Here is a 21,832-nt window from a genome sequence, read left to right on the forward strand (position 1 = left end):
CAGCGGGATGCCTGTTACTTAGGGGATTCGAGGTCTGGGCAGCGGGTGCCGTTGGCGGGTTTCTTGAGGTTGATCAGGAAGTCGTCGACGGCCTGGTTGATGCAGGTGCTCGGTCCGGCGGCTCCGATGCCCGGGTAGATGGTATGGCCGTAACCCTCGTACGTGAGTAGTGGTGCGCGGGTCTGTTTCGCGACGGCCTGTGATCCTTCGTACACGGTGGCGAAGTCGTACAAGTTGCCCACCACAACCAACTTCACGCTCTTGTCGATCTTGGGCGTACGCGGTGGGTTGGTGACCTTGCCGGTGTAACCGACGCAGTCGAGCGCGTGGGTCGAGTGGTCGCTCCACTGGACGTTGGGGTACTTCGCGGCCGTCCGCTTGACCAGCTTGTTCCACTCCGCGTAGTTCTTCACCTTGAAATCGAAGTCGTGGCAGAACCACACCTCATGCGGAAGCCGCGGCGGCACACCGGCCGCCGCGTCAGCCCGGCCGGCGCCAACTGACGTGGCGCCTTTCCCTTCGGACAAGCCCTTCAGTCGAGTTGCGAACCGGCTCCAATTGTCCGGGTAGTTGCTGCCGCCGGTCAGACGGTTGAGCTGGTAGAAGTCGACCGCGTCGCCCGTGTCCGGGTCCGTCAACTTGCCGGCGCGGGCGCGCTCCCGCAGCTCGCCGTACACCTTCTTGGTGTCCTTGCCGTACAAAGCGCAACTCGACGTCCGGTCACACCAGTCGGCGAACGCAATGAAGTTCCGCTCCAAAATGCGAGCGTGATCGTCGACCCACGCCGCCAGGCTCGCACCCTTCGGCGACCGGTCCGCATTGCCGTCGCTGACCAGCGCGCGGACCCGCCGCGGGAACATTTCGGCGTACTGCTGAATCGCCAATGACCCGTACGAGTACCCGACCTGGGTGATCGTCTCCTCGCCGAGAGCCGCCCTGATCGCGTCGATGTCCTTGACCACCGAGCGGTTGTCGGTGTGGTCGTACAGCGGACCGGTCCGTCGGCGACAGTCCTCGCTGAGCTCGATCTTGGCCGCCGTCATCTTGTCGAAGTCGGCCTGGCTCTGCGGCGTGAGGAGCTTGTCGGCCTTGCTGGCCAGCGCCTCGTCACACACCACCCGGCTGCTGGTGTTCACGCCGCGCGCGTCGTACGTGACCACGTCGAAGCGCTCGTGGACGGCGTCACTGAACACCTTGCCCTTCCGGCGGATCATGTCCAGGACACCGGACGTTCCGGGGCCGCCCGGGTCCATCATCGCGACGCCGATCCGGTTCGCCGAGTCCTTGGCCTTGACCCGCGCGATGCCGATGTGGATCTTGTCGCCGTCCGGTTTCGACCAGTCCAGGGGTACGTTGACGGTCGCGCACTCGACTTTCACCTCCGTATCGGGGCACTGCTGCCAGTCGATCCCGGACTCGGCGGCCGTCGACGGTCCCGCGCTGGTGACGAGGTAGCCGAGTAAGGCGAGCACGAGCCCGCCTCCCACGACAGCCAGCGGTCTGCGTTTCATCAGAGGATTCCTCCTGTAGTGAGTGAACAAAATCAGGGCGCGGCCAGCGCCTCGGTCGGAGCTAGGCGAGCGGCCCGGATCGCGGGGTACAGCCCGGCGATGGCACCGATCACCAAGGTGGCCGCGACGCCGCCGAGACTCGCCCAGGCCGGTACGACGCCGGGCCAGTTCTGGGTCATCGCGTAGGCGGTCGTCACGCTCACCCCGAGCAGTACGCCGCCGGCACCGCCGAGCGCCGACAGCAGCAGCGACTCGGCCAGGAACTGGACCCGGATCTGTCCGCGGGTGGCTCCGAGCGATCGCCGCAGTCCGATCTCGGCGCGGCGTTCCAGGACCGAGATGACCATCGTGTTGGCGACTCCGACGCCACCGACCAGGAGCGCAACCGCGCCGAGCCCAAGCAGCAGGCCGGTGAACGCCCGGTCCGTGGCCTGGCGGGCGGCCAGCGCGTCGGATGGCCGCGACACCTTGACCTCGTTCGGCGCCTCCGGGTTCGCGGTCGCGGCCAGCACCGAGCGGACCGCTTCGACCGCGGCGTCCGCGGACCTGGTGTAGACGGTGGACGGGTGGCCGTCGAAGCCGAAGGATTTCTCGGCCGCTTCCCAGCCGATCAGGGCCGCCGAGTCCAGCTCGGGCGCCAGCGGCGCCTTGTCGAGGATGCCGATCACGGTGAACCACTTGGTGCCGATCAGGACCTGGACGTCCGGCCCGGCCGCTCCGACCCCCAGCCGCTTGGCGGCATCGGCGCCGAGGACGACCGCCGGGTACTTCGCGGTCGCGGCATTCAGCCAGGTGCCATGGGCAACAGTCGCGCCGACGGCCTTCGGCAGATCGAGATGGGCCGCCTGGACGCTGATTCCGCCGGACTGCGCCGCCGGGATCCTGTCGTTGCGGTACACCTTCGCGCCCTCGACCGCGCCGGTCGCCGCGACCTCGGTGACCGGCTTGATTCGGGAGATCGTCGCGACCGCTTCCTTCGGCAGCTTGGCGTCCTCGCCGAACAGTCCCTGCCCGGGCGCCGCGGTCAGCAGGTTCGTCCCGAGGGAGGCGAGCTGGCGATCCAGTTCGGCCCGGCTCGACGACGAGATCCCGACGACCGCGATCATCGCGGCGATACCGATCGCGATCCCGAGCGCCGACAAGAACACCCGCAACGGCCGCGTACGCAAACCTGAACCGCCTACCCGGACCACATCGGCCAGGCCCAACCGAGCCGGCGTCAAGGTACTCACGACGCCACCTCGCCGTCGCGCATGACCAGCTGTCGTGGCAGCGTCGCGGCGATGTCACGATCGTGGGTGATGACGAGCACCGTCGTACCGGCCACGTGCAGCTCGCGCAGGAGCGCCATCACGCCGGCGCCGGACGCGGAGTCGAGGTTGCCGGTCGGCTCGTCGGCCAGCAGCAGCGGAGGTTCGCCAACAACGGCCCGGGCGATCGCGACACGTTGGCGCTGACCGCCCGACAACTGATGCGGCTGGTGGTCCATCCGGTCGTCGAGGCCGACCTTCGTCAGCGCGATGCGGGCGCGGCGCCGCCGTTCGGCCAGGCCGCGCCCGGAGTACAGCAGGCCGTCAGCGACGTTGTCGAGCGCGGAGCGTCCCGGCGCGAGGTGGAACTGCTGGAAGACGAACCCGATGGTCCGCGCCCGCAGCGCCGACACCTGCCGGTCCGGCAACTTCGCCACGTCGTATCCGCCGATCCGGACCAGGCCGGACGACGGACGGTCCAGGGTGCCGATCAGGTGCAGCATGGTGGATTTCCCCGAGCCCGACGGGCCGACGATCGCGACCAGCTCGCCGTACCCGATGGTGAGACTCACGCCGTGGACCGCGGTCACGCCACCCGGGTAGGTCTTCGTGACGTCATCCAACTCGACGACGGCTCGGTCATCGGCGTCGGCATCGGTGACCGGTAGGGCGCTCATGATGGCATCCCGACGGTCGTCTTCTCGGTCAGTCCGGCGCCGGAAACCTCGACCCTGCCGCCGGCGAACAGCCCGGTCTTCACCGCGACGACCTTGGACGTCGAGCCGTCCACGACCTCCACACCGTACCCGCCTTCGGACAGCGCGAGCAGCGCCGAGACCGGCACGGTGAGTACGTTCTTTCGCTCCCCCGCCGTGAAAGACACCGTCACCGACGCTTCGTCGAGACCCGCGAGCGCACGCTGGTCCGCCAGGCTGATGGTGACCTCGATCTTGGTCTCGGACTCGTCGCTGGTCTCCTCACCTGCCTGGACGATGGTCTTGGTGCCGGAGATCTTGCCGGTCACGGTCTTCCCGTTCGGCAGCTTCACCTTCACCGCCGCGCCCTTGGTCGCGATCCGCTGATCAGCGGTCTCGAGGTCGACGGTCACCACCCGCGCCGTACCGGTGTACTTGAGGATCGCCGCATTCCCGCCGACGCCGGCTCCGATCGCGGCCTCGTGCGCGTCGACCCGAATCGGGGTGGTCGCGTAGACGACCCGGCCCAGAGCGAGCTTGCCGGTCTCCTCGAGCCCGAGATCCTCCTGCCATTCCTTGACCGCATCAGCCGTCGCGTCGGTGTACTCGTCGTCGACCGTGAAACCGTCGTAGCCGAGCGCACTCAAGTTCCGTTCGAACTGCTCGACATCCGCGCCCTCATCCCCGGACACCAGCGCCCGGTAGGCGGGCAGCGATCCGTACAACAGCACGACCGGATCGTTGTCGATGGCAAACATCGTCTGACCCCGGGTGAGCGTCTTGCCGACCGCCGCCATCGCGGTCACCGTCCCGCTGAGCCGCGTCGACACCGCTGTCGTACTGCCGTGGCTGAGCTCGCCGGTCTCGTCCTGACTGTCGACCAGCGTCTGCCGGGTCACCGAAGCGGTTGCTGGAGGCAACACTGCGCTCGCGGTCTCATCGTCGGCGCGACCGCCCCCGCCCAGACCGATGGTGGCAGTGACCGCAGCAGCCAGGGCGAGGACAGCGGCCAGCGCCAGCCCGGCTCGACGGGTTCGCCGACCCGCCGGCCGGTCGGCCGCGGTCATCAGCTGCCCCCGATCGTACCGGCGGACGGCTGCGTCGGCTGGTACTGCCGGCACTTCTGCTGGGCGGCCTTGAACTCGGCCGATTGCGGGTCGATGCCACTGTCCGGATCCATCTTCACGGCGCCGCCGTTCGCGTCCGGATCCGGGAACTTCGGTACGCCGTTCTCCCGCATGCACTGGGCGAGCTTGCGCATCTGCTCGACCATCCCGGAGTCGATCTTCGGCTTGTCGCCACCGTTCGGCAGGTACTGCTTGCACTTCTCCCGGGCGGCATCCACCTTCTGCGGATCGGCACTCGCCGGCGCCTCGGCCCGCTTGCCGCCGCTGCCGTCGGCCTGCGGATCCGGCCAATCAGGCATCCCGTTCTCGCGCATGCACTGGGCGAACTTGTACTGGTCGGCCTGGCTCGACGAACCACTGGCTGACGTTGTCGCCGAGCTGCCACCGCCGGCCGTGGCGACACTGTTGTCTTCGTCCTGAGCCTTGCAGGCCCCGAGGCTGAGCATCAGGCCGACCGTCGCGAGGAGCTTGATCGCATTCATCGTCTTCATGCGGTAAACACTGCTGGCGGTGCGTGAGTACCCGCGTCTGCCCGTGGTGACACTTGCGCGTCCATCCACGGATGTACGTGGTCACGGCGATGTCCACCGCGAGGTACACGCGATCGCGACGGCCGCCCACGTACAGTTTTGGGATCATGGCAACCACGCGCCCGCTGGCGAACCTTGCGTCGAGTGCCGCCCAGGCGTGGAGTCGCTGGGCGGCACTGCACGATGCCGCCCTGGCCGCGGTGCTCCTGCTCGGCACGCTCGCGACGTCCAAGAACCTGCTGACCGGACCGGTACGCCACCTCACGAACGTGGATGGCGACATCCAGCTCGCGGTGTGGATCATCGCGTCGGTGGCCATCGCGGTCGGCGTCGCGCTCCGGCGGCGCAGACCCTGGCTGATGCTGGTTGTGTGTGCCGCGGCGAGTGCCGTACATCTGGTCCAGAGCATGCCGCTGCTGATCATCGATCTGGGCACGCCGATTCTGCTGTACACAGTGGCGAGCAGCGCGCGGCGTACGTACACCCTCGCCGCGACCGCGGGCCTGATCCTGGCCGCCGCAGGCTGGAACTGGTACGCCGGGGCGACCGGCACGCCGATGGCCGGCGTACCGGACCGGATCGCACCGCCGATCGGTCGCGCTCCGGGGCCGACGGCCCGCCCTGCTCCGGAGGCGTCGCCCGGCATCCTCCAGGACTCCTCTACCGGCGTGATCCTGCTCGGGTCAATCCTGGTGACCTCGTGGGCGATGGGCTCCGCGGCCCGCAACCGCCGGGACTACCTGGACGAACTCCACGCCCGCGCGAGCGACCTGGAACGCGAACGCGACCAGCAGGCCGCGCTGGCCGTCGCCGCCGAACGCGACCGGATCACCCGTGAGTTGCACGATGTCGTCGCGCACGGGCTATCAGTCATGGTCACCCAGGCCCAAGGTGCCGAGGCGGCGCTCGCCCATCGCCCCGACGACACCAGGTCCGCACTCTCCGCGATCATCGGCACCGGTCGCGACTCGCTTGCGGACATGCGCCGTGTTCTGTCCCGGGCCGACAGTCTCGAGGACGCCTGGCACCCGCAACCCGGTATCGATCGGCTTCCGGAGCTCGTTGCCCACGTCACCAAAGCCGGGACTCCGGTCCGCCTGCAGGTCGACGGCACTCCAGCGGCGGTTCCGGCCGCGGTGGATCTCTCGGCGTACCGCATCGTCCAGGAAGCACTGACCAACACCATGAAACACGCGGGCGCCGGCGCTGCCGCGACGGTGAAACTCACCTTCCACGACTCGGAGGTAGTCATCGAAGTCAAGGACAACGGTCGCGGGCAAACCAGCAGCGACGGCAACGGCCATGGGCTCCGCGGGATGGGCGAGCGCGTGCGGTTGCTCGATGGGCAGCTGACCGCGGCGCCCGGTACGCACGGTGGTTTCGTCGTCCGGGCGACGTTGCCGATCGATCGGCCGCGGCCATGATCCGCGTCCTGCTCGCCGACGACCAGGCCCTGGTACGCACCGGGTTCCGGATGATCCTGGACAACGCCGACGACATGACGGTGGTCGGTGAAGCCGCCGATGGCGAACAGGCCGTCGCGGCGGTGCTGGAACATCAGCCCGACGTCGTACTGATGGATGTCCGGATGCCAGATGTCGACGGCGTCGAGGCAACGCGCCGGATCTGCAAGTCGGCCGGCCCGACCCACGTGCTGATCCTGACCACCTTCGACCTCGACGAGTACGTGTACGCCGCGCTCCGGGCCGGCGCGAGCGGCTTCCTGCTGAAGGACACCTTGGCGGCGGATCTGCTGTCGGCGATCCGGGTCGTCGCGCGCGGCGATTCGGTCGTCGCCCCGACCGTCACCCGCCGCCTACTCGAACGCTATGTCGGCAGCGGCTCGACGGCACCGGTGTCAGATCTCAGCCTGGATACCCTGACGGACCGCGAACGCGAGGTCCTCGGCCTGATCGCCCTCGGCCTCACCAACACCGAAATCGCCGGCCGCCTCTTCCTGTCCGAGGGCACGGTCAAGACACACGTCCACCGCATCCTCTCCAAACTCAACCTCCGCGACCGCGTACAAGCAGTCGTCTACGCCTACGAAACCGGCCTCGTCCGCGCAGGCACCTCCTGAGCACCCCACCAAGAACCAGGACTTCTAAGCCCACCCCTGACTGCCGGATTCACACCGAGAGCGCGGCGAGCCCGGCAATGCCAACGATCAAGAAGATCTGACCGGCTCGGCCGCGACGGTACTCGCTGTTGCTCAGCACCTGATAGCCATGCCGTCGTTCCACCAGACCAGAGGCGATCAGCAGAGGCCGCCCCAGCGATCCGATGATCGCAAGCAGGTAAACGGCCGCTGCTGCCCACGCGGAGAGGGCGAGCGGATCGCCGGTGATCGCGCTGCGTAGCAGGCCGACAGGCGCGAACGCACACCAAGCACCCGCGATCGCGCCCGCGAGCCCCTTGTGCGACCGAGCAACCGGATCGACCACCGTCAGCCCACAAACCAACGCCAGCATCAACCCCATAGCCCCCAGCCCCAGCGCACCGCTGCTCCAGAAACTCGCGTGCCCAATCCCCATCGCCGATCCACCCTGTCTCCGCGACCCCGCACAACCTCGTCAGAAGGTCCGTTCAGTCGTCCTCGTGGGCGGTCCGGATTACCCACCGGACAGCCGTGAATGACGTCTCCATGTCGAGGATGCTGTCCAGTCCTTCGTCGGACAACAGGTCCTCGAGGTCCTCCTCGTACCGCCGGAACAGCTCCGGCAAGTCCGCCTCCTCAGTGCCCGGCGGGAAATCCCGAGTGATCACGAAACAATCACCTGGTTCCTCGTCGTACGGCGCCGGGTCTTCAATCAACGGCTTCAACGGAACCGTCTCGAGGTCACCACCCGCACCAGCCTTAGGCAACGGCCCGAAGTTCTTTCGCTCACCGACAAAAGCCAGCGCCTCGAGTACGACCGGTCTCAAGTACTCCCTGACCTCCGCAAGCGATGCACTTTCCAACTCGGGCCACACCACGGAGTAGTCCGGGCTGAGCGACCGCCCGATCTCACCAATCGACCGACGAGCGCGGCCCCTCTTGCTGACCCGAAATTCAAGCCCGAGCGCGACTCGCTCATACCCGCCCTGCGCCAACCAACGCGCGCCGTCGAACTCCGGCAGCAACTCGGCTTCCAGCTCCCGCAGCGCCGTCCAGGCCCGATCGATCGCAACGCCGGAGAAATCAGCCTGTCCCTCATCGTTGTAATCCGGACCACAGACCAGCTGCAACCACGCAATTGTCATCTGCAACTCCTTCGCTGGATGACGCCGTGTGCGTCAACTGCTGACGGTTGCCGGGCGTTCTGGCGGTGTCAGCAGGTGGAAGGAGGTTAGTTGTTGGTAGGCGTCGGCGGTGCGGAGGAGGGTGGGTTCGGCGTGATGGGGGGCGATGAGTTGCATTGAGAGCGGCATGTGGTTGTGGTCGAAGCCGATGGGGACGGCGCAGGATGGTAGGCCGGTGAGGTTCCATTGGGGGGTGAACATGGCGCTTGCCCAGCCGTGCATGCCGGTTGGGTCGGTTTCGTCGAGCCGGGCGGCTCCGGTCGGCAGGGTCGGGGTGATCAGTACGTCGCAGTCCCGCAGCGCGTACGCCGCGACTTCGCCGAAAACACCGGCCATCCGCCGCGCGTTCACGTAGTCGGCTGCGGTGAAGGTCGCACCGCGGGCAAAGAGCGCGCGCAGCGGCTTCCCGTACTCGGGCCAGTGGTCGATGAGCGACCGCTGGTGGTGCGCGAATCCCTCGCTCAGCAGCACGATGTGGTTCGCCATCTTGGCCATGTCGGCGTTCGGCAGGTCGACCTCGGTCACGGTCGCACCGGCCGCGGACAGGACCGAGATCGCCGCCTCGACGGCCGCCTTGACCGGTCCGGAAACATTCGCCGAGTCGAAGAAGTACCGCTTCGGTACGCCGATGCGCAGGTCCCGCGCGGAGCCGTCGAGCGCCGTCAGCACGCCCGCGTCACCGGTCATCGCTTGCAGGAGGACCGCGCAGTCCCAGGCCGAGCGGGCGATCGGGCCGACCGTGTCGAGCGTCGGAGCCAGCGGGACGACCCCGGCCGTGGACACCTGTCCGTACGTCGGCTTGAGGCCGGTCACCCCGTTGAGCGCGGCCGGATGCCTGATCGAGCCACCGCTGTCGGTCCCGAGCCCACCCAGCGCGAGCCCAGCAGCGACGGCGACCGCGGTGCCCGAACTCGAAGACCCCGCGAAACGCTCCGGATCCCAGGCGTTCCGCGGCCGCAGGAAGCCCTTGGTCGGATCATACGGACCAACGGCGTACTCGCTCGTGGTCGCCTTTCCCACGATGATCGCCCCGGCCTGCCGCAGCCGCGCGACGACCGCGGCATCACCCTCATACGTCCAACCAGGAGGTGGTACCAGGCTGTTGGCGCGGGTCGGACCTTCCGCAGTCGCGATCATGTCCTTGACCGCCAGCGGGATGCCGTGCAGCGGCCCGAGGTGCGTACCCGAGGCAAGTTCGCGATCAGCACGCTCGGCCGCTGCAAGCGCGGTCTCCCGGTAGGTGTCGACGTACGCCCCGAGTGCCGCTCCGAACCGCGAGATCCGGGCGAACACCTCCGTCGTCAGCTCAACAGCCGACGTGGTCCCCGCGCGCAATGCGGCCGCGGTGTCCTGGATCGTCGGTGCGGTAGGTCCCGATGGTTGCGGCCCGAGCTCCGCCGGTTCGCCGAAGGCCGTCGGGATCGACCCGTCGACGTCGAGCCCTTCAACGACAGCCCGCCGCAACGCATCAGCCTGCGTACGCAACTTCGGGTGGTCGCCGGCGATCGCGCGGGCCTCGTCGGCCGGCGGTTCGAGGCCGGCGAGTTCCCACAGCGCCCGGACGCGCTCCTCACTCGATGTCACGGTGCTTGCCTCCTCACGACCGGTCGGCGGTGGCGACGGAACTCTTCGGCGACCGCGCTGACCCTGGACGGCGGACCCGGCGCTTCCACCAGGTCGTCCGCTTGGCACTCAGTACGGCAGCACTGACCGCCGCCAGCAGCGCGAGGCCGTTGAACAGATCCGTCACCCACAGCTTGTTACCCATCAACTGCAGGCCTTTCACGCCGATCGCGAGCAGCAGCAATGCCAGGACGGTACCCCACACATTGAACCGTCCCGGCTTGAGCTGTGTCATGCCAAGGAAACAAGCGGCGAAGCTCGGCAGCAGGTACGCGGGGCCCAGGCTCGGGGACACGTTGCCGATCTTCGCGGCCACCAGTACGCCACCGAGCGAAGCGAACAACGCGGCCACGACGAACGAGCCGACGACATACCGTACGGTCCGCACGCCGGCGAGCCGAGCGGCGTCGGCGTTGGCGCCCACCGCGTACGCGCGCCGTCCGATCGGAGTGTGTTCGAGGACGTACCAGACAAGCAGACTCAGTACGACCGCGTACGCCGCGATGATCGGGAAGCCGAAGAAGTCGTGGTTCGAGATGTTCTGGAACCCGGCCGGCGCCGGACCGATGAACTGGAAGTTGGAGACCTGTTCGGTGATCGCGAGCAGAACCGAGCTCATCCCGAGGGTCGCGACCAGGCTGTCGACGCCGATCACGGACACGAACACAGCGTTGGCCACTCCCACGAGCAGACCGATGGCCACCGTTATCAGGACTGCCAGGACCGGATTCAGACGATGGTTCACCAGCAGCGAGGTGCAGATCACCGCGCTCATCCCGAGGTTCTGCGCGGCCGACAGATCGAACTGCCCCACGGCCAGCGTGACGAGCAGGCCAAGTGCGAGGATCAGCGTCACCGCCTGGTCACCCGCGATGCTTGCCGCGGTGGCATGGGTGGGGAACGTGTCCGGCAGTCGCAGCGAGAAGAACGCGACGAACGCGATGCACAGAGCCAGTCCCGTATAACGGCCCCAGGACACCTTGCGAAACCACCCGGCCCGTACACGCTCCGCGTCGGCCGGAGTGGCTGGTGACTCGGCGGTCACGAAGCCGGATCGAGGTTCGACAGACATGGTCGGTACTCCTGGTGGTCGGCGGAGTCGCGGATCGTCTCGCTGACGATGCGCGCCACGGACAGATCCCCCTTCGAAAGCACAGTGCGGACCACGCCCTGGCGCATCACCAGAACGCGGTCGCACACCGCGCACAGTTCCTCGGCGTCGGACGAGGAGAGCACGACGGCACCTCCCTGCGTCGCGACCCCGGCCAGCACGTCGTAGATCGCGGCCGTCGCGCCGGCATCCACTCCGCTCGTCGGCTCGTCGAGCAGCAGCACCTTGGCGTCAAGGCGCATCCAGCGCGCCAGTACCAGCTTCTGCTGATTGCCACCGCTGAGCAGCGCCAGCTGCCGGTCCGGGTCGGCGGGCATCACGTTCAGCCGCCGGATCCACGGCCGTACCGCGCGGCGTTCGGCGCGCGGGCCGAGCCAGCGCGCCGTCCGGGTGGCAGGCAGCCGGGGCAGCGTGACGTTCTCCCGCGCGGTCCACGCCTGGATCGTCGAGAGCCCTTTGCGATCCGCCGGCGCGTACGCGAGGCCGGCGTCGATCGAGCGGTCCGGCCGACCGGGCGGGACCGGCTGTCCACCGAGCGTCACCTCGCCCGCTACCCGCGGCCGGGCGCCGAAGATCAGGCCGAGCGCCTGGTCGAAGCCCGAGCCGACCAGCCCGGTGACCCCGACGATCTCGCCGGCCCGGACCTGCAGCGAGAAGTCGGCGACCTGATCGCCGGACACGCCAGTTGCCTTGAGCAACGTCTCGGTACCGGCCGCCGGCAACTGCGGCGCGAATGCGGCGGGCTCGCGGCCGATGATCAACCGGATCAGCTCGTCCTGACCGACGTTCTCGATCGGTTCGGTACTGATCCGCCGACCGTCCCGCAACACGGTGACCCGATCACCAACGGCGTACACCTCGCGGAGCCGGTGCGTCACGTAGAGCAGGGCCGTACCCCGTTCGCGGAGCCGGCGCATCAGCGCGAACAACTGCTCGACCTGATGTTGTGGCAACGACGCCGTCGGCTCATCCAGTACGAGCAGCGCCGGCGCCCCGTCCGTGGCGGCCACCGCCCGCGCGATGGCGAGCATCGTACGCTGCCCCGGGGTGGCTTCGCGGATCGGACGTCCGGGGTCGAGATCGATCTCGAGTTCGGCCAGCAACTGTTGCGCCGCACGACGTTCGCGTCGTTCGGACAGCCACCAACGGCCCGCGTAACGGTTGCCCAGAGCAAGGTTGTCGACGGCGTCGAACTCGGTCACCAGCCCCAGGTCCTGGTGGATGAAGGCGACCGCCTGCTCCCGCGTGGTCCGGCTGCCGAGCGCCAGCGGCGCCCCGTTCAGTGTCGCCGACGACCCGGGGTCGGGGCTGTGATAGCCCGCCAGGATCTTGATCAGCGTCGACTTTCCCGAGCCGTTCTGTCCGAGCAGGCAGTGCACCTCGCCGGCCCGGACTTCGAGGTCGACGTCCGCCAGCGCCCGCTGAGCCGGAAACGTCTTCGACAGCGAGGTGATGCGCAAGACTGGCGCGGCGGCCGAGCTCATCGCCCGGTCCAGGCCGTGGTGTAGAGCTGCTGGTAGTTCGGCGGCTCCGGCGCCGCACCGGCTTGATCGACGTTGCTCTTCAGGTAGATCTGCTGCCAGCCGACGGGGTCCGCGCGGTCACCAAGCGGCATACCCACCTCCAGCCGTACGAGCTGATCCACCGCGCGCCAGCCCACTGCCTGGAGCTCGATGGCCAGGCCGGCCCAGTCCGTCCCGTTCTTGATGCCCTGCAGGATGGACTGGTTGGTGGCGCGGCTGATGACCTTCACCTTGCCCTGCAGACCGGCTGCCTGGATGGCCGGATCGAGACCGGACTGGTAGTCGACCATCGGCGTCACGACGTACTTCGTCTTCGGATGCGCTTGCAGGTAGCCGGTGATCTGGGCCGGCACCGTCTTGCCGATGCCCTGCACCGAAGCCTCCAGAACCCCGACCTTGCCACCGGCGCTCTCGACGGCCTTCGTGAACGCGTCCTTCATCGGCGACCACGAGTTGGCGAACGACGGATCCCACACCCAAACGGCGTCGGTCGCGCCATTGGCGTCCGCGACGACGGCGCTGCCCAGGATCTTTCCGGTCTGCGTCACGTCTTGCTTGCCCAGGACAACAGCCTGGACGGCGCTGTCTGCTCCGGGCTGCTCCAGCGGTGACACCTCGGAGATCTTCGTACCGGCGGCCTTCAGCTTTGCCAGCTGCTCCTTCATCGACGAATCCGGCAGCGCCGGGACGTAGACGAACGCATCCGGCGGATCGGCCGCCACCTGGTTCATCAGGGAGACGTAGCCCTGCGGCGAACCGTCGTGCTGCAGCACCGTCGCGTTCCAGCCCAGCGCCTGCGCGGCCGCTTTCGCACCATCGGCGACGGACGCGCAGGTCGGGAAGTTGCAGGCGACGGCCACGAGCCGCTTGCCTTTCGGCGGCGCGGACTTGAGCGGAGGGATCGGCTCCAGCGCCTTGGCCGCGGAGTACTCGGCGTAGACCGCCTTCGCCTCCGCGAGAGCGGCCTTCGCCGCCGGGTCCGCCGACACCGCGCTCTGCGTGGTGGCATCGGAGCTGTTGCCGCAGGCGGTCAGCAGCAGACAGAGCGCGCCGGCGCCGAGGACGGCTGCTCGAAACTGAATCTTCATAGCCAGGGACTCTTTCCGGGTCTGGGAACGAGCGATGGATTCGCTCGTGACTCGCCTCGCGATCGGGGCAGCTGCCGGCGGAAACTCGAAGGTTTCCAGAAAACCTACGTAGTAGTATGTATGACCTACGCAGTAGTATGTGACGGCATCGGTCGGTTGGCAAGCGCCAACTCCGCACTGTTTTCCCAGACCTGGAAGGTGCCGTGGCTCAGGCGCCGGTCCAGCTCGGACGACGCTTCTCGGCGAAGGCCCGGGCGCCTTCGAGCGCGTCGGCCGAAGCGACGACCTGATCGACCAGCGCCTGCTGGTCCGGGAAGGCGTCGGTGTCGCGGTACCCCACCGCTCCGGCGACGATCCGCTTGCTGACGCGGACCGCCAACGGCCCGTTGGCGGCGATCTTCCGCGCCAGCTCACGAGCCGCGGCCAGGGCGTCACCGGGTTCGGTCAGCACACTGATCATCCCGTGCCGATGTGCAGTTGCCGCTGGCAACGGTTCACCGGTCAGCGCAAGCTCCATCGCCAGGTGGTACGGAAGCACCTTGGGCAACCGCACCAGCCCACCCGCCCCGGCCACCAGCCCACGGCGTACCTCGGGCAGGCCGAAGTTCGCGTCCCGCGCGGCCACCATCAGGTCAGCGCTGAGCGCAAGCTCGAAACCACCGGCGACCGCCCACCCTTCGACCGCGGCCAGCAGCGGTTTGACAGGCGGCCGCTCGGTGAGGCCGCCGAAGCCACGCCCGGGCAGCATCGGGATCTCACCCCGGGTGAAGGCCTTGAGGTCCAGGCCGGCACAGAAGTTGCCGCCGGCCCCGGTCAGGATCGCCACCGCAAGGTCTGTGCGTTCCTCGAACTCGTCGACGGCGGCCGCGATGCCGTTCGCCACCTCGAGATCGACCGCGTTCCGCTGGTCCGGCCGGTTGATCGTGATGATGGCGATGCCGTCCTGACCGGCCTCGAACAAGACACTGCTCACAGCGACTCCTTCGTCGGTACGGAAACGTGGCCGCTGATCAACGGCCACAAACCGCCCTTGCCCGCGGCCAGGACGTGCTGCTCCAGTACGGCGGAACAGGCGGCCTCGTTGCCGCCCTCGTCCCGCCAGGCCCACAGCCGCGTTGTGCTGTGTCGGAGCGGGTGCTCCTCGGTGTACCCGAGCGCGCCGTGGATCTGATGCGCCAGCGAGGCGACCAGCCCCGCGGCCTGTCCGGCGACCGTCTTCGCCGCCATGACGGCCACTTCCGCTCCGTTGTCCTCGTCGACCGCCACTGCCGCGGCCTCGACCGCGATCTTCGTCAGCACCACCTCACCGGCCATCGCCGCCAGATGTTGCTGCACGGCCTGGAACTTCCCGATCGGGCGCCCGAACTGCTCGCGCTCCCCCGCGTACGTCACCGTCAGTTCCAGTGCCCGCCGGGCCGCGCCGGCGATCAGCGCGGCGCGCGCCAGCGTCGTACGAAGCGCTTGCTCGCGTACGACCCGCGCTGACTCGCCCCGCAGCCAATGCACCCGCTCGTCCGGAACCGCACAGTCGAACGCGACGTCGTCCCGCGGCTCACCCGCCAGGTTGGCGCCCTCGGCGATCAGGCCTTCGCCCCGCCGGAGCAGGATCACCCGGTCCTCAACGAGTACGACGAGATGCTCGGCAGCACGTGCCCACGGCACCCGGCGCGCGATTCCACTCACGTGTACGCCACCACTCGTTGGCAGCACCTGCAGTTCCGTACCGACGACGATCGACGCCAGCGGACCCGCCGGCACCTGAACGCCGCAGCCGGAAAGCAGCCGTCCCGCAAGCAGGGCAGTCTCCGCGTACGGAACCGCGGCCGCATGCTCACCGAGCACCTCCAGTACGGCTACCGCCGTCGCGACATCGCCCCCGCTGCCGCCGCACTCCTCCGGTACGGACAAGGTGGTCACGCCGATGGACTCGAGCGCCGACCACAGCGCCGGGTTCCAGCCGTTACGCCGGTTGGCCTCGTCGTACTTCCCGCAGACCGACCGGACGCTGGCGTCCAGCGCCTCGATGATGTCGTTCATCGCACCCCCAATTGCCTGGCGATCACGCCGCGCAGGATCTCGTTGGTTCCGCCTCGTAGCGTGAATCCGGGACTGTGCAGGACGGCTTCGGCCAGCATCCGGGACAGTTCGTCGGCCGAGCCGGCGTCCGGCTCCACCTGGGTCAGCATCCGGACGCAGTCGATGACCGCACTCTCGAACCGGGTGCCGAGATCCTTCACCGCGGCCGCCTCGACCGCGGGTACGCCACCGGCCTCGAGCCGGCCCGCGACCGCAAGCGACAGTTGCCGTAGCGCCCAGAGCCGGGCGACGACCGACCCGAGAGCGCACCGTTCGCCGAGCCGGCCAGCGGCGGCCAGCGACTCTGTAGCGACCGCGAGCAGTGGGAAGGTGGACAGGATGCGCTCCGGGCCACTGCGTTCCATCGCCAGCTCATGAGTGACTTGGTGCCAGCCGTCGCCGGGCTCGCCCAGCACCCGCGAGTCCGGGACGAACACCTCGTCGAGGACAACTTCGTTGAAGTGGTGCTCGCCGGTGAGCAGCCGGATCGGGCGAATCTGCACGTCCGGATGCGGAAGGTCGATGATGAACTGTCCGAGGCCGGCATGCCGGTCCGCGGAGGGCGCGGCGGTGCGGGCCAGCACCACCAGGGTCTGCGCGTGGTGCGCGCCGCTGGTCCAGACCTTCGTACCGCTGAGCTGCCAGCCGCCGTCCACCCGGGTCGCGCGAGTGCGTACCGACGCGAGGTCCGAGCCGGTGTCCGGTTCACTCAGCCCGACAGCGAAGAAGCGCTCGCCTCGCGCGATCCCGGGCAGGTACGTGTGCTTCTGCTCCTCAGTCCCGAACCGCAGCAGCCCCGGCCCCGACTGGCGATCAGCGATCCAGTGCGCGGCGACCGGAGCACCGGCAGCAACGAGTTCCTCGGTGACGACGAATCGGGCCAACGCCCCGGCTTGGCGCCCGCCGTACTGCTCGGGGAAGGCTATCCCGATCCAGCCGCGCTCGCCCAGCCGGCGGCTGAACGACGCGTCCCAGCCGCCGAGCCACTGGTCGCACCGCGGCGTGAACCGGCCGGCGGCGAGCTCCGCGCGGAGGAAGGCACGGACGTCGTGCCGGAGGTTCTCGAGTTCGGCCGGCAGGGTCGCCGGCCGCAAGTTCCACAGGTCCATCAGGCAAGCCTCGTTCTCTCGATCGGCGCCTCAGCGCACGGCCCAGCGGCCCGTGTACGAAGGCTCGGCGACCTTGTCCAGGAACGCGCGATAGGCGATCGGCACGTCCTCGGTGGCCAGATTGACCGCCTGCGCCCGGGCCTCGTTGTCGAGCGCCTGACGCAGCGTCTGGTCGGCGCCCTGGTGCAGCAGCGCCTTCGATTGCGACACGGCGACCGGCGGCAGCGCTGCCAGCCGGCCGGCCAGGTCGGTGACGAACTCGTCGAGCTCAGCCGCCGGCTTCAGCCAGGTGACCAGGCCGAGTTCGCGAGCCTCCTCGGCCTCGATCACGTCGGCCAGCATCAACAGCCGCTTGGCCTGCTGCAGGCCGACCAGGCGCGGCAGCAACCAGGATCCACCGAAGTCGACCGACAGGCCGCGCTTGGCGAAGATCTCGCCGAAGCGAGCGGCCGGAGAGGCGACCACGAAGTCACAAGCGAGCGCCAGGTTGGCGCCCGCGCCGACGGCCGGTCCGTCCACCCGCGCGATCAGCGGCTTCGGGAACTCGTGGACGGCGAGCGCCGCATTGTTCAGCCGGCGCATTCGCTCCAGTGGATGCTCGTCCTTGGGCCCGCCGAGATCGGAGCCCGCGCAGAAGCTTCCGTCCGCGCCGGACAGGACGACCACTCGCACCGTACTGTCCTCGGCGAGTTTCCCGACCGTTGCCCGGAGCAACTGCCAGGCCGCTGGGTCGAGCGCGTTCCGGCGGCTCGGCCGGTTCAGCGTGATGCGCGCGATCGCCCCCTCCTGCGACACCAGGATCGGGTCCATCTCAGCGCCCTCCGAACACGGGCTTGCGTTTGTTCCGGAAGGCGTCCATCGCCTCCGCCGAGTCCTCCGTACTGTGCACGACCGCCATGTGCGACGAGATCAGGTCCAGTGCGGTCCGGGCATCGGTGTTCGCCGACTGGTACGTCGCCCGCTTGATCAACCGGAGGTTCAGCGGCGGCTGATCCGCGATCCGGCGGGCCAGCGCCTGCCAGGCCGGGCCGAACTCGTCATCGGCGTACACGTGGTTGGCGATCCGCAACCGGAGCGCCTCCCCGGCGTCGACGAAGTCGCCGGTCCACATCAGCTCCAGCGCCTTGCCGGTCCCGACGATCCGCGGCAAGTAGTAGCAGCCACCGTCACCCGGGACCAGGCCGATCCGGATGTACCCCTCCGACAGCCGGGCGGACCGCGCCAGCAGCCGGATGTCGCACATCAGCGCCATGTCCATCCCGGCCCCGACAGCTGTTCCGTTCACCGCCGCGATCAGTGGCTTGTCCAGATCCTCCACCGCGTACGCGACCCGGTGGATGCGGTCGTCGAGCAACCTCTTCACCGACAGCGGCCCGGTCGCCTCGGCCGCGAACGCGTCCAGGTCGATGCCGGCGCAGAACGCGTCCCCGGCGCCGGTGACGACCACCACCCGGACCTCGTCGTCGAGCTGCGCCGACCGCAGCGCCTCCGCCCAGCTCTCGATCATGTCCAGGGTGAAGGCGTTCTTCACCCGCGGACGGTTGAGCAGGATCGTCCCGATCCCGTCCCGCACCGTGTACTCCAGATCTGCCATGGCTCTCCTCAGCGACGGACATCGGGCTCCCCCGGCGACGAGGCATCAGATCGTTGCGCGGGCAGAATGAGAATGACATACTACCACGTAGGTTTTTTCTGATGAGTCGATCTTTCCGGCTTCGAGACAGCCGGGACGAGGAGGCGAAACTGATGGACTACTCGCGCCTGGCGCCGACGCTGCTGGTGGAAGCGGACGGCCCGCTGCGCATCGTCACGATGAACCGGCCCGGCGAACTCAACTCGGTCGACGACGACCTGCACGAAGGCCTGCGCCGGGTGTGGGACCTGCTGGCCGACGACGAGGGAGCCCGCGCCGTCGTGCTCACCGGCGCGGGCCGGGCCTTCAGCGCCGGCGGCCACCTGCCCAATTTCGTCCTCAGCCACACCGATCTCGCCGTCCGCCGCCGGAACATCCGGACCGGTGAGCGGCTGGTCCGCGCGATGCTCGGCTGCGACCTCCCGGTCGTTGCCGCCGTCAACGGTCCCGCGGTGGGACTCGGCTGCAGCCTGGCGACGATGTCGGACTTCGTGGTGATGGCCGAGGAGTCCTTCCTCAGCGACCCGCATGTCCGCGTCGGCCTGGTCGCCGGCGACGGCGGCGTGGTCACCTGGCCCGCGCTGACCAGCCTGCTGACCGCGAAGGAGTACATCCTGCTCGGCGACCGGATTCCGGCCACCGACGCGCTCCGGATGGGCCTGTGCAACCGGGTCGTACCCGCCGCCGACGTACTGACCACGGCCAAGGAGATCGCCTTCCGGTTCGCTGCCCTACCGCCGCAGGCGGCCCAGGACACCAAGCGGGCGCTGAACGCACACCTGCTCGGCTCGGCCAACACGGTGCTCAACTTCGCCCTGGCCGCCGAGTTCGAATCGTTCGGCAGCGAGGAAGTGGCGATCCAGGCCACCGAGTTCATGGAGAAGTCCGCCCAGGACTCGAAGGAAGCCTGACGATGCGCGAAGTCGTCATCGTCGACGCCGTCCGCTCGCCGATCGGCAAGCGGAACGGTGGACTCGCCGGAAAGCACGCCAACGAACTGCTCGGCGATGTCCTGCTCGGGTTGCTGCGGCGCAACAATCTCAGCGGAGCCGAGGTGGATCACGTCGTCGGCGGATGCGTCGGCCAGCTCGGTATGCAGGCGGCGAACGTGACCAGGAACGCCTGGCTGGCCGCGGGCCTTCCGCTCGAGGTGCCGGCCGTGACCGTCAACGCGCAGTGCGGCTCGTCCCAAGAGGCCGCGCTGATGGCGCACGCCCAGATCGCGAGCGGGCTGGCGGACATCGTCATCGCCGCCGGCGTCGAGGTGATGAGCGCGGTACCGCTCGGCAGCAACATGCCGCCCGGCGGACCGTACGGCAATCCCCGCGGTGGCCGGTACGCCGAGGTGTACGAGCCGACCATCCAGTTCGAGGGTGCCGATCGGATCGCCGAGCAGTGGGACCTGAAGCGCGATCAGCTCGACGCGTACGCCAAAAGCTCGCAGGACCGGGCCGCCCGTGCCTGGGACGAGGGCCGCTTCGACAGCCAGATCATCCCGATCGAAGTGACGACCCCGGACGGCACCGTGGTCGTCACCCGGGACGAAGCCCTTCGGCCCACCGCGCTGGACGCTCTCGCCGGACTCAAGCCGGTCCAGCCCGACCGCGTCCCGCCGAGCTTCCACACCGCGGGGAACTCGTCCCAGATCGCCGACGGCGCCGGCGCGGTGCTGCTGATGAGCCGGCAGCGAGCCGATCAGCTCGGTCTCCGGCCCCGGGCCAGGCTGATCGATTCGATCCTGGTCGGCTCCGACCCGGTGCTGATGCTGACCGGGCCGATCCCGGCAACGGCGAAGGTGCTGGGCCTGACCAAGTTCACGCCGGCCGAGCTGGACGTGATCGAAATCAACGAGGCGTTCGCGTCGGTCGTACTCGCGTGGACCAAGGAGTACGGCGTGCACCCGGACCGGGTCAACGTCAACGGCGGCGCGATCTCGCTGGGACATCCCGTCGGCGCGACCGGATCGATCCTCATCACCAAGGCCGTGCACGAGCTCGAACGCAGCCACGGCCGGTACGGACTCATCACCATGTGCTGCGGCGGCGGACTCGGGACAGCGACGGTCATCGAACGCGTCTGAGGTACCCGCCCGGCCGAAGAGACAGGACGCACCATGCCCGACCCGACCCCGCGCCCGTGGATGACCGGCGAGGCCGCCGACCTGTTCGCGATGGCGGCCGCTTTCTTCGACGAGCAGGTCCCCGCGCACCGCGAACGGTGGGAAGCCCAGCATTACGTCGAACGCGAGTTCTGGCTCCGCTGCGGCGAGCTCGGCCTGCTCTGCGCCAACATCCCCGAGCAGTACGGCGGTGGCGGCGGCACTTTCTTGCATCAGGCAACCATCCAGGAGGCGTACGCGCGCCTTGGCGACCGCTCCTGGGGCAATGCGATGCACAGCGGGGTGGTGGCCGACTACATCCATCGGTACGGGACCGAGGAACAACGACAGCGCTGGCTGCCGAAGATGGCGACCGGGGAGCTGATCGGTGCGCTCGCGATGACCGAACCGTCGGCCGGTTCGGACCTGAAGGCGATCCGGACCCGGGCCGAACCCGGCCCGGACGGCTGGCGGCTGAACGGCTCGAAGATCTTCATCACCAACGGCGGCAGCGCCGATCTGGTCGTGGTGGCGTGCACGACGGACCCGTCGAAAGGCGCGAAGGGCCTCTCGCTGCTCGTCGTCGAGACCGCCTCGGCACCTGGCTTCAGCCGGGGCAGACCGCTGAACAAGATCGGCCAGCACGGCGCGGACACGAACGAGCTCTTCTTCGACGACGTCCCGGTGCCGGCCGGCAACCTCCTCGGCGCGGAGGGCAAGGGCTTCGCGATGCTGATGGAGAAGCTCCCCCAGGAGCGGTTGATCATCGGCATCACCGCGGTGACCGCGATCGAGCTGGCCGTCGCCGTCACCACCGAGTACGTCAAGCAGCGCGAGGCGTTCGGGGCACCCTTGTTCGACAAACAGCATGTCCGGTTCGAGCTGGCCGAGTGCGCGACCCTCGCGAAGGTCGCCCGGACGTTCCTCGACGACTGCATGCGTACGCACCTGGCGGGCGGTCTGGATCTGCCCACGTCCAGCATGTGCAAGTGGTGGCTCACCGACGTGCAGTGCCGGGTGATCGACAAGTGCCTGCAACTGCACGGCGGGTACGGCTACATGACCGAGTACACCATCGCCCGGCTGTACGCCGACGCCCGCGCTCAGACCATCTACGGCGGCGCCAACGAGATCCAGAAAGAGCTCATCGCCAGGTCCTTGTGACCGCGCGGCGAC

General features: G+C 68.6%; 21 protein-coding genes. 5 read left to right on the forward strand and 16 right to left on the reverse strand.

Annotated elements, in window-relative coordinates:
* Nucleotides 1-14: 14 nt before the first annotated feature.
* The 5 genes from ABD260_RS07630 to ABD260_RS07650 are packed head-to-tail and all read right to left on the reverse strand — an operon-like array spanning nucleotide 15 to nucleotide 5,074.
* On the reverse strand, nucleotides 15-1,511 hold the full coding sequence (locus ABD260_RS07630) for an alpha/beta fold hydrolase (RefSeq protein ID WP_344232648.1): 1,497 nt from the start codon (nucleotides 1,509-1,511) through the stop codon (nucleotides 15-17).
* Between the two features lie 32 nt (nucleotides 1,512-1,543).
* Nucleotides 1,544-2,743, reverse strand: coding sequence for an ABC transporter permease (locus tag ABD260_RS07635; protein WP_344232649.1), 1,200 nt, complete (start codon nucleotides 2,741-2,743; stop codon nucleotides 1,544-1,546).
* On the reverse strand, nucleotides 2,740-3,438 hold the full coding sequence (locus tag ABD260_RS07640) for an ABC transporter ATP-binding protein (protein ID WP_344232650.1): 699 nt from the start codon (nucleotides 3,436-3,438) through the stop codon (nucleotides 2,740-2,742). The genes ABD260_RS07635 and ABD260_RS07640 overlap by 4 nt, the downstream gene beginning before the upstream one ends.
* Nucleotides 3,435-4,523 (reverse strand): peptidoglycan-binding protein, encoded by a 1,089-nt coding sequence (locus ABD260_RS07645; protein WP_344232652.1) that lies wholly within the window; start codon nucleotides 4,521-4,523, stop codon nucleotides 3,435-3,437. The genes ABD260_RS07640 and ABD260_RS07645 overlap by 4 nt, the downstream gene beginning before the upstream one ends.
* Entirely contained in the window at nucleotides 4,523-5,074 is a 552-nt protein-coding gene (locus ABD260_RS07650) for a hypothetical protein (protein ID WP_344232653.1), read from the reverse strand. The genes ABD260_RS07645 and ABD260_RS07650 overlap by 1 nt, the downstream gene beginning before the upstream one ends.
* A gap of 146 nt (nucleotides 5,075-5,220) precedes the next feature.
* Here ABD260_RS07650 and ABD260_RS07655 point away from each other — a divergent pair, with 146 nt between their 5' ends.
* Both ABD260_RS07655 and ABD260_RS07660 read left to right on the forward strand, forming a co-directional pair.
* Nucleotides 5,221-6,537 (forward strand): sensor histidine kinase, encoded by a 1,317-nt coding sequence (locus ABD260_RS07655; protein ID WP_344232654.1) that lies wholly within the window; start codon nucleotides 5,221-5,223, stop codon nucleotides 6,535-6,537.
* Entirely contained in the window at nucleotides 6,534-7,193 is a 660-nt protein-coding gene (locus tag ABD260_RS07660; RefSeq protein ID WP_344232655.1) for a response regulator, read from the forward strand. The genes ABD260_RS07655 and ABD260_RS07660 overlap by 4 nt, the downstream gene beginning before the upstream one ends.
* 49 nt (nucleotides 7,194-7,242) lie before the next feature.
* Here ABD260_RS07660 and ABD260_RS07665 read toward each other — a convergent pair whose 3' ends face one another.
* The 11 genes from ABD260_RS07665 to ABD260_RS07715 all read right to left on the reverse strand — a co-directional run bounded on the left by ABD260_RS07665 (nucleotide 7,243) and on the right by ABD260_RS07715 (nucleotide 18,519).
* Nucleotides 7,243-7,647, reverse strand: a complete 405-nt coding sequence (locus tag ABD260_RS07665; RefSeq protein ID WP_344232656.1) for a hypothetical protein — start codon at nucleotides 7,645-7,647, stop codon at nucleotides 7,243-7,245.
* A 52-nt stretch (nucleotides 7,648-7,699) separates the two neighbouring features.
* The gene (locus tag ABD260_RS07670; protein WP_344232657.1) at nucleotides 7,700-8,356 is read right to left on the reverse strand and encodes a hypothetical protein; all 657 of its coding nucleotides are present in this window, start codon (nucleotides 8,354-8,356) and stop codon (nucleotides 7,700-7,702) included.
* Nucleotides 8,357-8,389: 33 nt separating this feature from the next.
* On the reverse strand, nucleotides 8,390-9,979 hold the full coding sequence (locus ABD260_RS07675) for an amidase (RefSeq protein WP_344232658.1): 1,590 nt from the start codon (nucleotides 9,977-9,979) through the stop codon (nucleotides 8,390-8,392).
* 13 nt (nucleotides 9,980-9,992) lie between these two features.
* On the reverse strand, nucleotides 9,993-11,090 hold the full coding sequence (locus ABD260_RS07680) for an ABC transporter permease (protein ID WP_344232659.1): 1,098 nt from the start codon (nucleotides 11,088-11,090) through the stop codon (nucleotides 9,993-9,995).
* A complete protein-coding gene (locus ABD260_RS07685; protein WP_344232660.1) occupies nucleotides 11,060-12,613 on the reverse strand; it encodes a sugar ABC transporter ATP-binding protein in 1,554 nt (517 codons plus the stop codon). Before ABD260_RS07685 ends, ABD260_RS07680 begins: the two co-directional genes overlap by 31 nt.
* Nucleotides 12,610-13,740, reverse strand: a complete 1,131-nt coding sequence (locus ABD260_RS07690) for a sugar ABC transporter substrate-binding protein (RefSeq protein ID WP_344232661.1) — start codon at nucleotides 13,738-13,740, stop codon at nucleotides 12,610-12,612. Before ABD260_RS07690 ends, ABD260_RS07685 begins: the two co-directional genes overlap by 4 nt.
* Before the next feature lie 208 nt (nucleotides 13,741-13,948).
* A complete protein-coding gene (locus tag ABD260_RS07695; protein ID WP_344232662.1) occupies nucleotides 13,949-14,713 on the reverse strand; it encodes a crotonase/enoyl-CoA hydratase family protein in 765 nt (254 codons plus the stop codon).
* Nucleotides 14,710-15,777: an acyl-CoA dehydrogenase family protein gene (locus ABD260_RS07700; RefSeq protein ID WP_344232663.1), complete on the reverse strand. Its 1,068-nt coding sequence runs from the start codon at nucleotides 15,775-15,777 to the stop codon at nucleotides 14,710-14,712. Before ABD260_RS07700 ends, ABD260_RS07695 begins: the two co-directional genes overlap by 4 nt.
* Nucleotides 15,774-16,925, reverse strand: coding sequence for an acyl-CoA dehydrogenase family protein (locus ABD260_RS07705; protein ID WP_344232664.1), 1,152 nt, complete (start codon nucleotides 16,923-16,925; stop codon nucleotides 15,774-15,776). Before ABD260_RS07705 ends, ABD260_RS07700 begins: the two co-directional genes overlap by 4 nt.
* 30 nt (nucleotides 16,926-16,955) lie before the next feature.
* Nucleotides 16,956-17,735 (reverse strand): enoyl-CoA hydratase/isomerase family protein, encoded by a 780-nt coding sequence (locus ABD260_RS07710; protein WP_344232665.1) that lies wholly within the window; start codon nucleotides 17,733-17,735, stop codon nucleotides 16,956-16,958.
* Nucleotide 17,736: 1 nt separating this feature from the next.
* Complete coding sequence (locus ABD260_RS07715) at nucleotides 17,737-18,519, reverse strand: enoyl-CoA hydratase/isomerase family protein (RefSeq protein ID WP_344232666.1); 783 nt, start codon at nucleotides 18,517-18,519, stop codon at nucleotides 17,737-17,739.
* Nucleotides 18,520-18,620: 101 nt separating this feature from the next.
* Between ABD260_RS07715 and ABD260_RS07720 the strand changes: the two genes are divergently transcribed.
* Genes ABD260_RS07720 through ABD260_RS07730 form a run of 3 tightly spaced genes read left to right on the forward strand, consistent with a single transcriptional unit; the run spans nucleotide 18,621 to nucleotide 21,820 of the window.
* Nucleotides 18,621-19,469, forward strand: coding sequence for an enoyl-CoA hydratase/isomerase family protein (locus ABD260_RS07720; protein WP_344232667.1), 849 nt, complete (start codon nucleotides 18,621-18,623; stop codon nucleotides 19,467-19,469).
* 2 nt (nucleotides 19,470-19,471) lie between these two features.
* Nucleotides 19,472-20,638, forward strand: a complete 1,167-nt coding sequence (locus tag ABD260_RS07725) for a thiolase family protein (protein ID WP_344232668.1) — start codon at nucleotides 19,472-19,474, stop codon at nucleotides 20,636-20,638.
* A 33-nt stretch (nucleotides 20,639-20,671) separates the two neighbouring features.
* Nucleotides 20,672-21,820, forward strand: a complete 1,149-nt coding sequence (locus tag ABD260_RS07730) for an acyl-CoA dehydrogenase family protein (protein WP_344232669.1) — start codon at nucleotides 20,672-20,674, stop codon at nucleotides 21,818-21,820.
* The last annotated feature ends 12 nt before the right edge of the window (nucleotides 21,821-21,832 follow it).

The organism is Kribbella hippodromi, assembly GCF_039531045.1.
GTDB classification, from domain to species: domain Bacteria; phylum Actinomycetota; class Actinomycetes; order Propionibacteriales; family Kribbellaceae; genus Kribbella; species Kribbella hippodromi.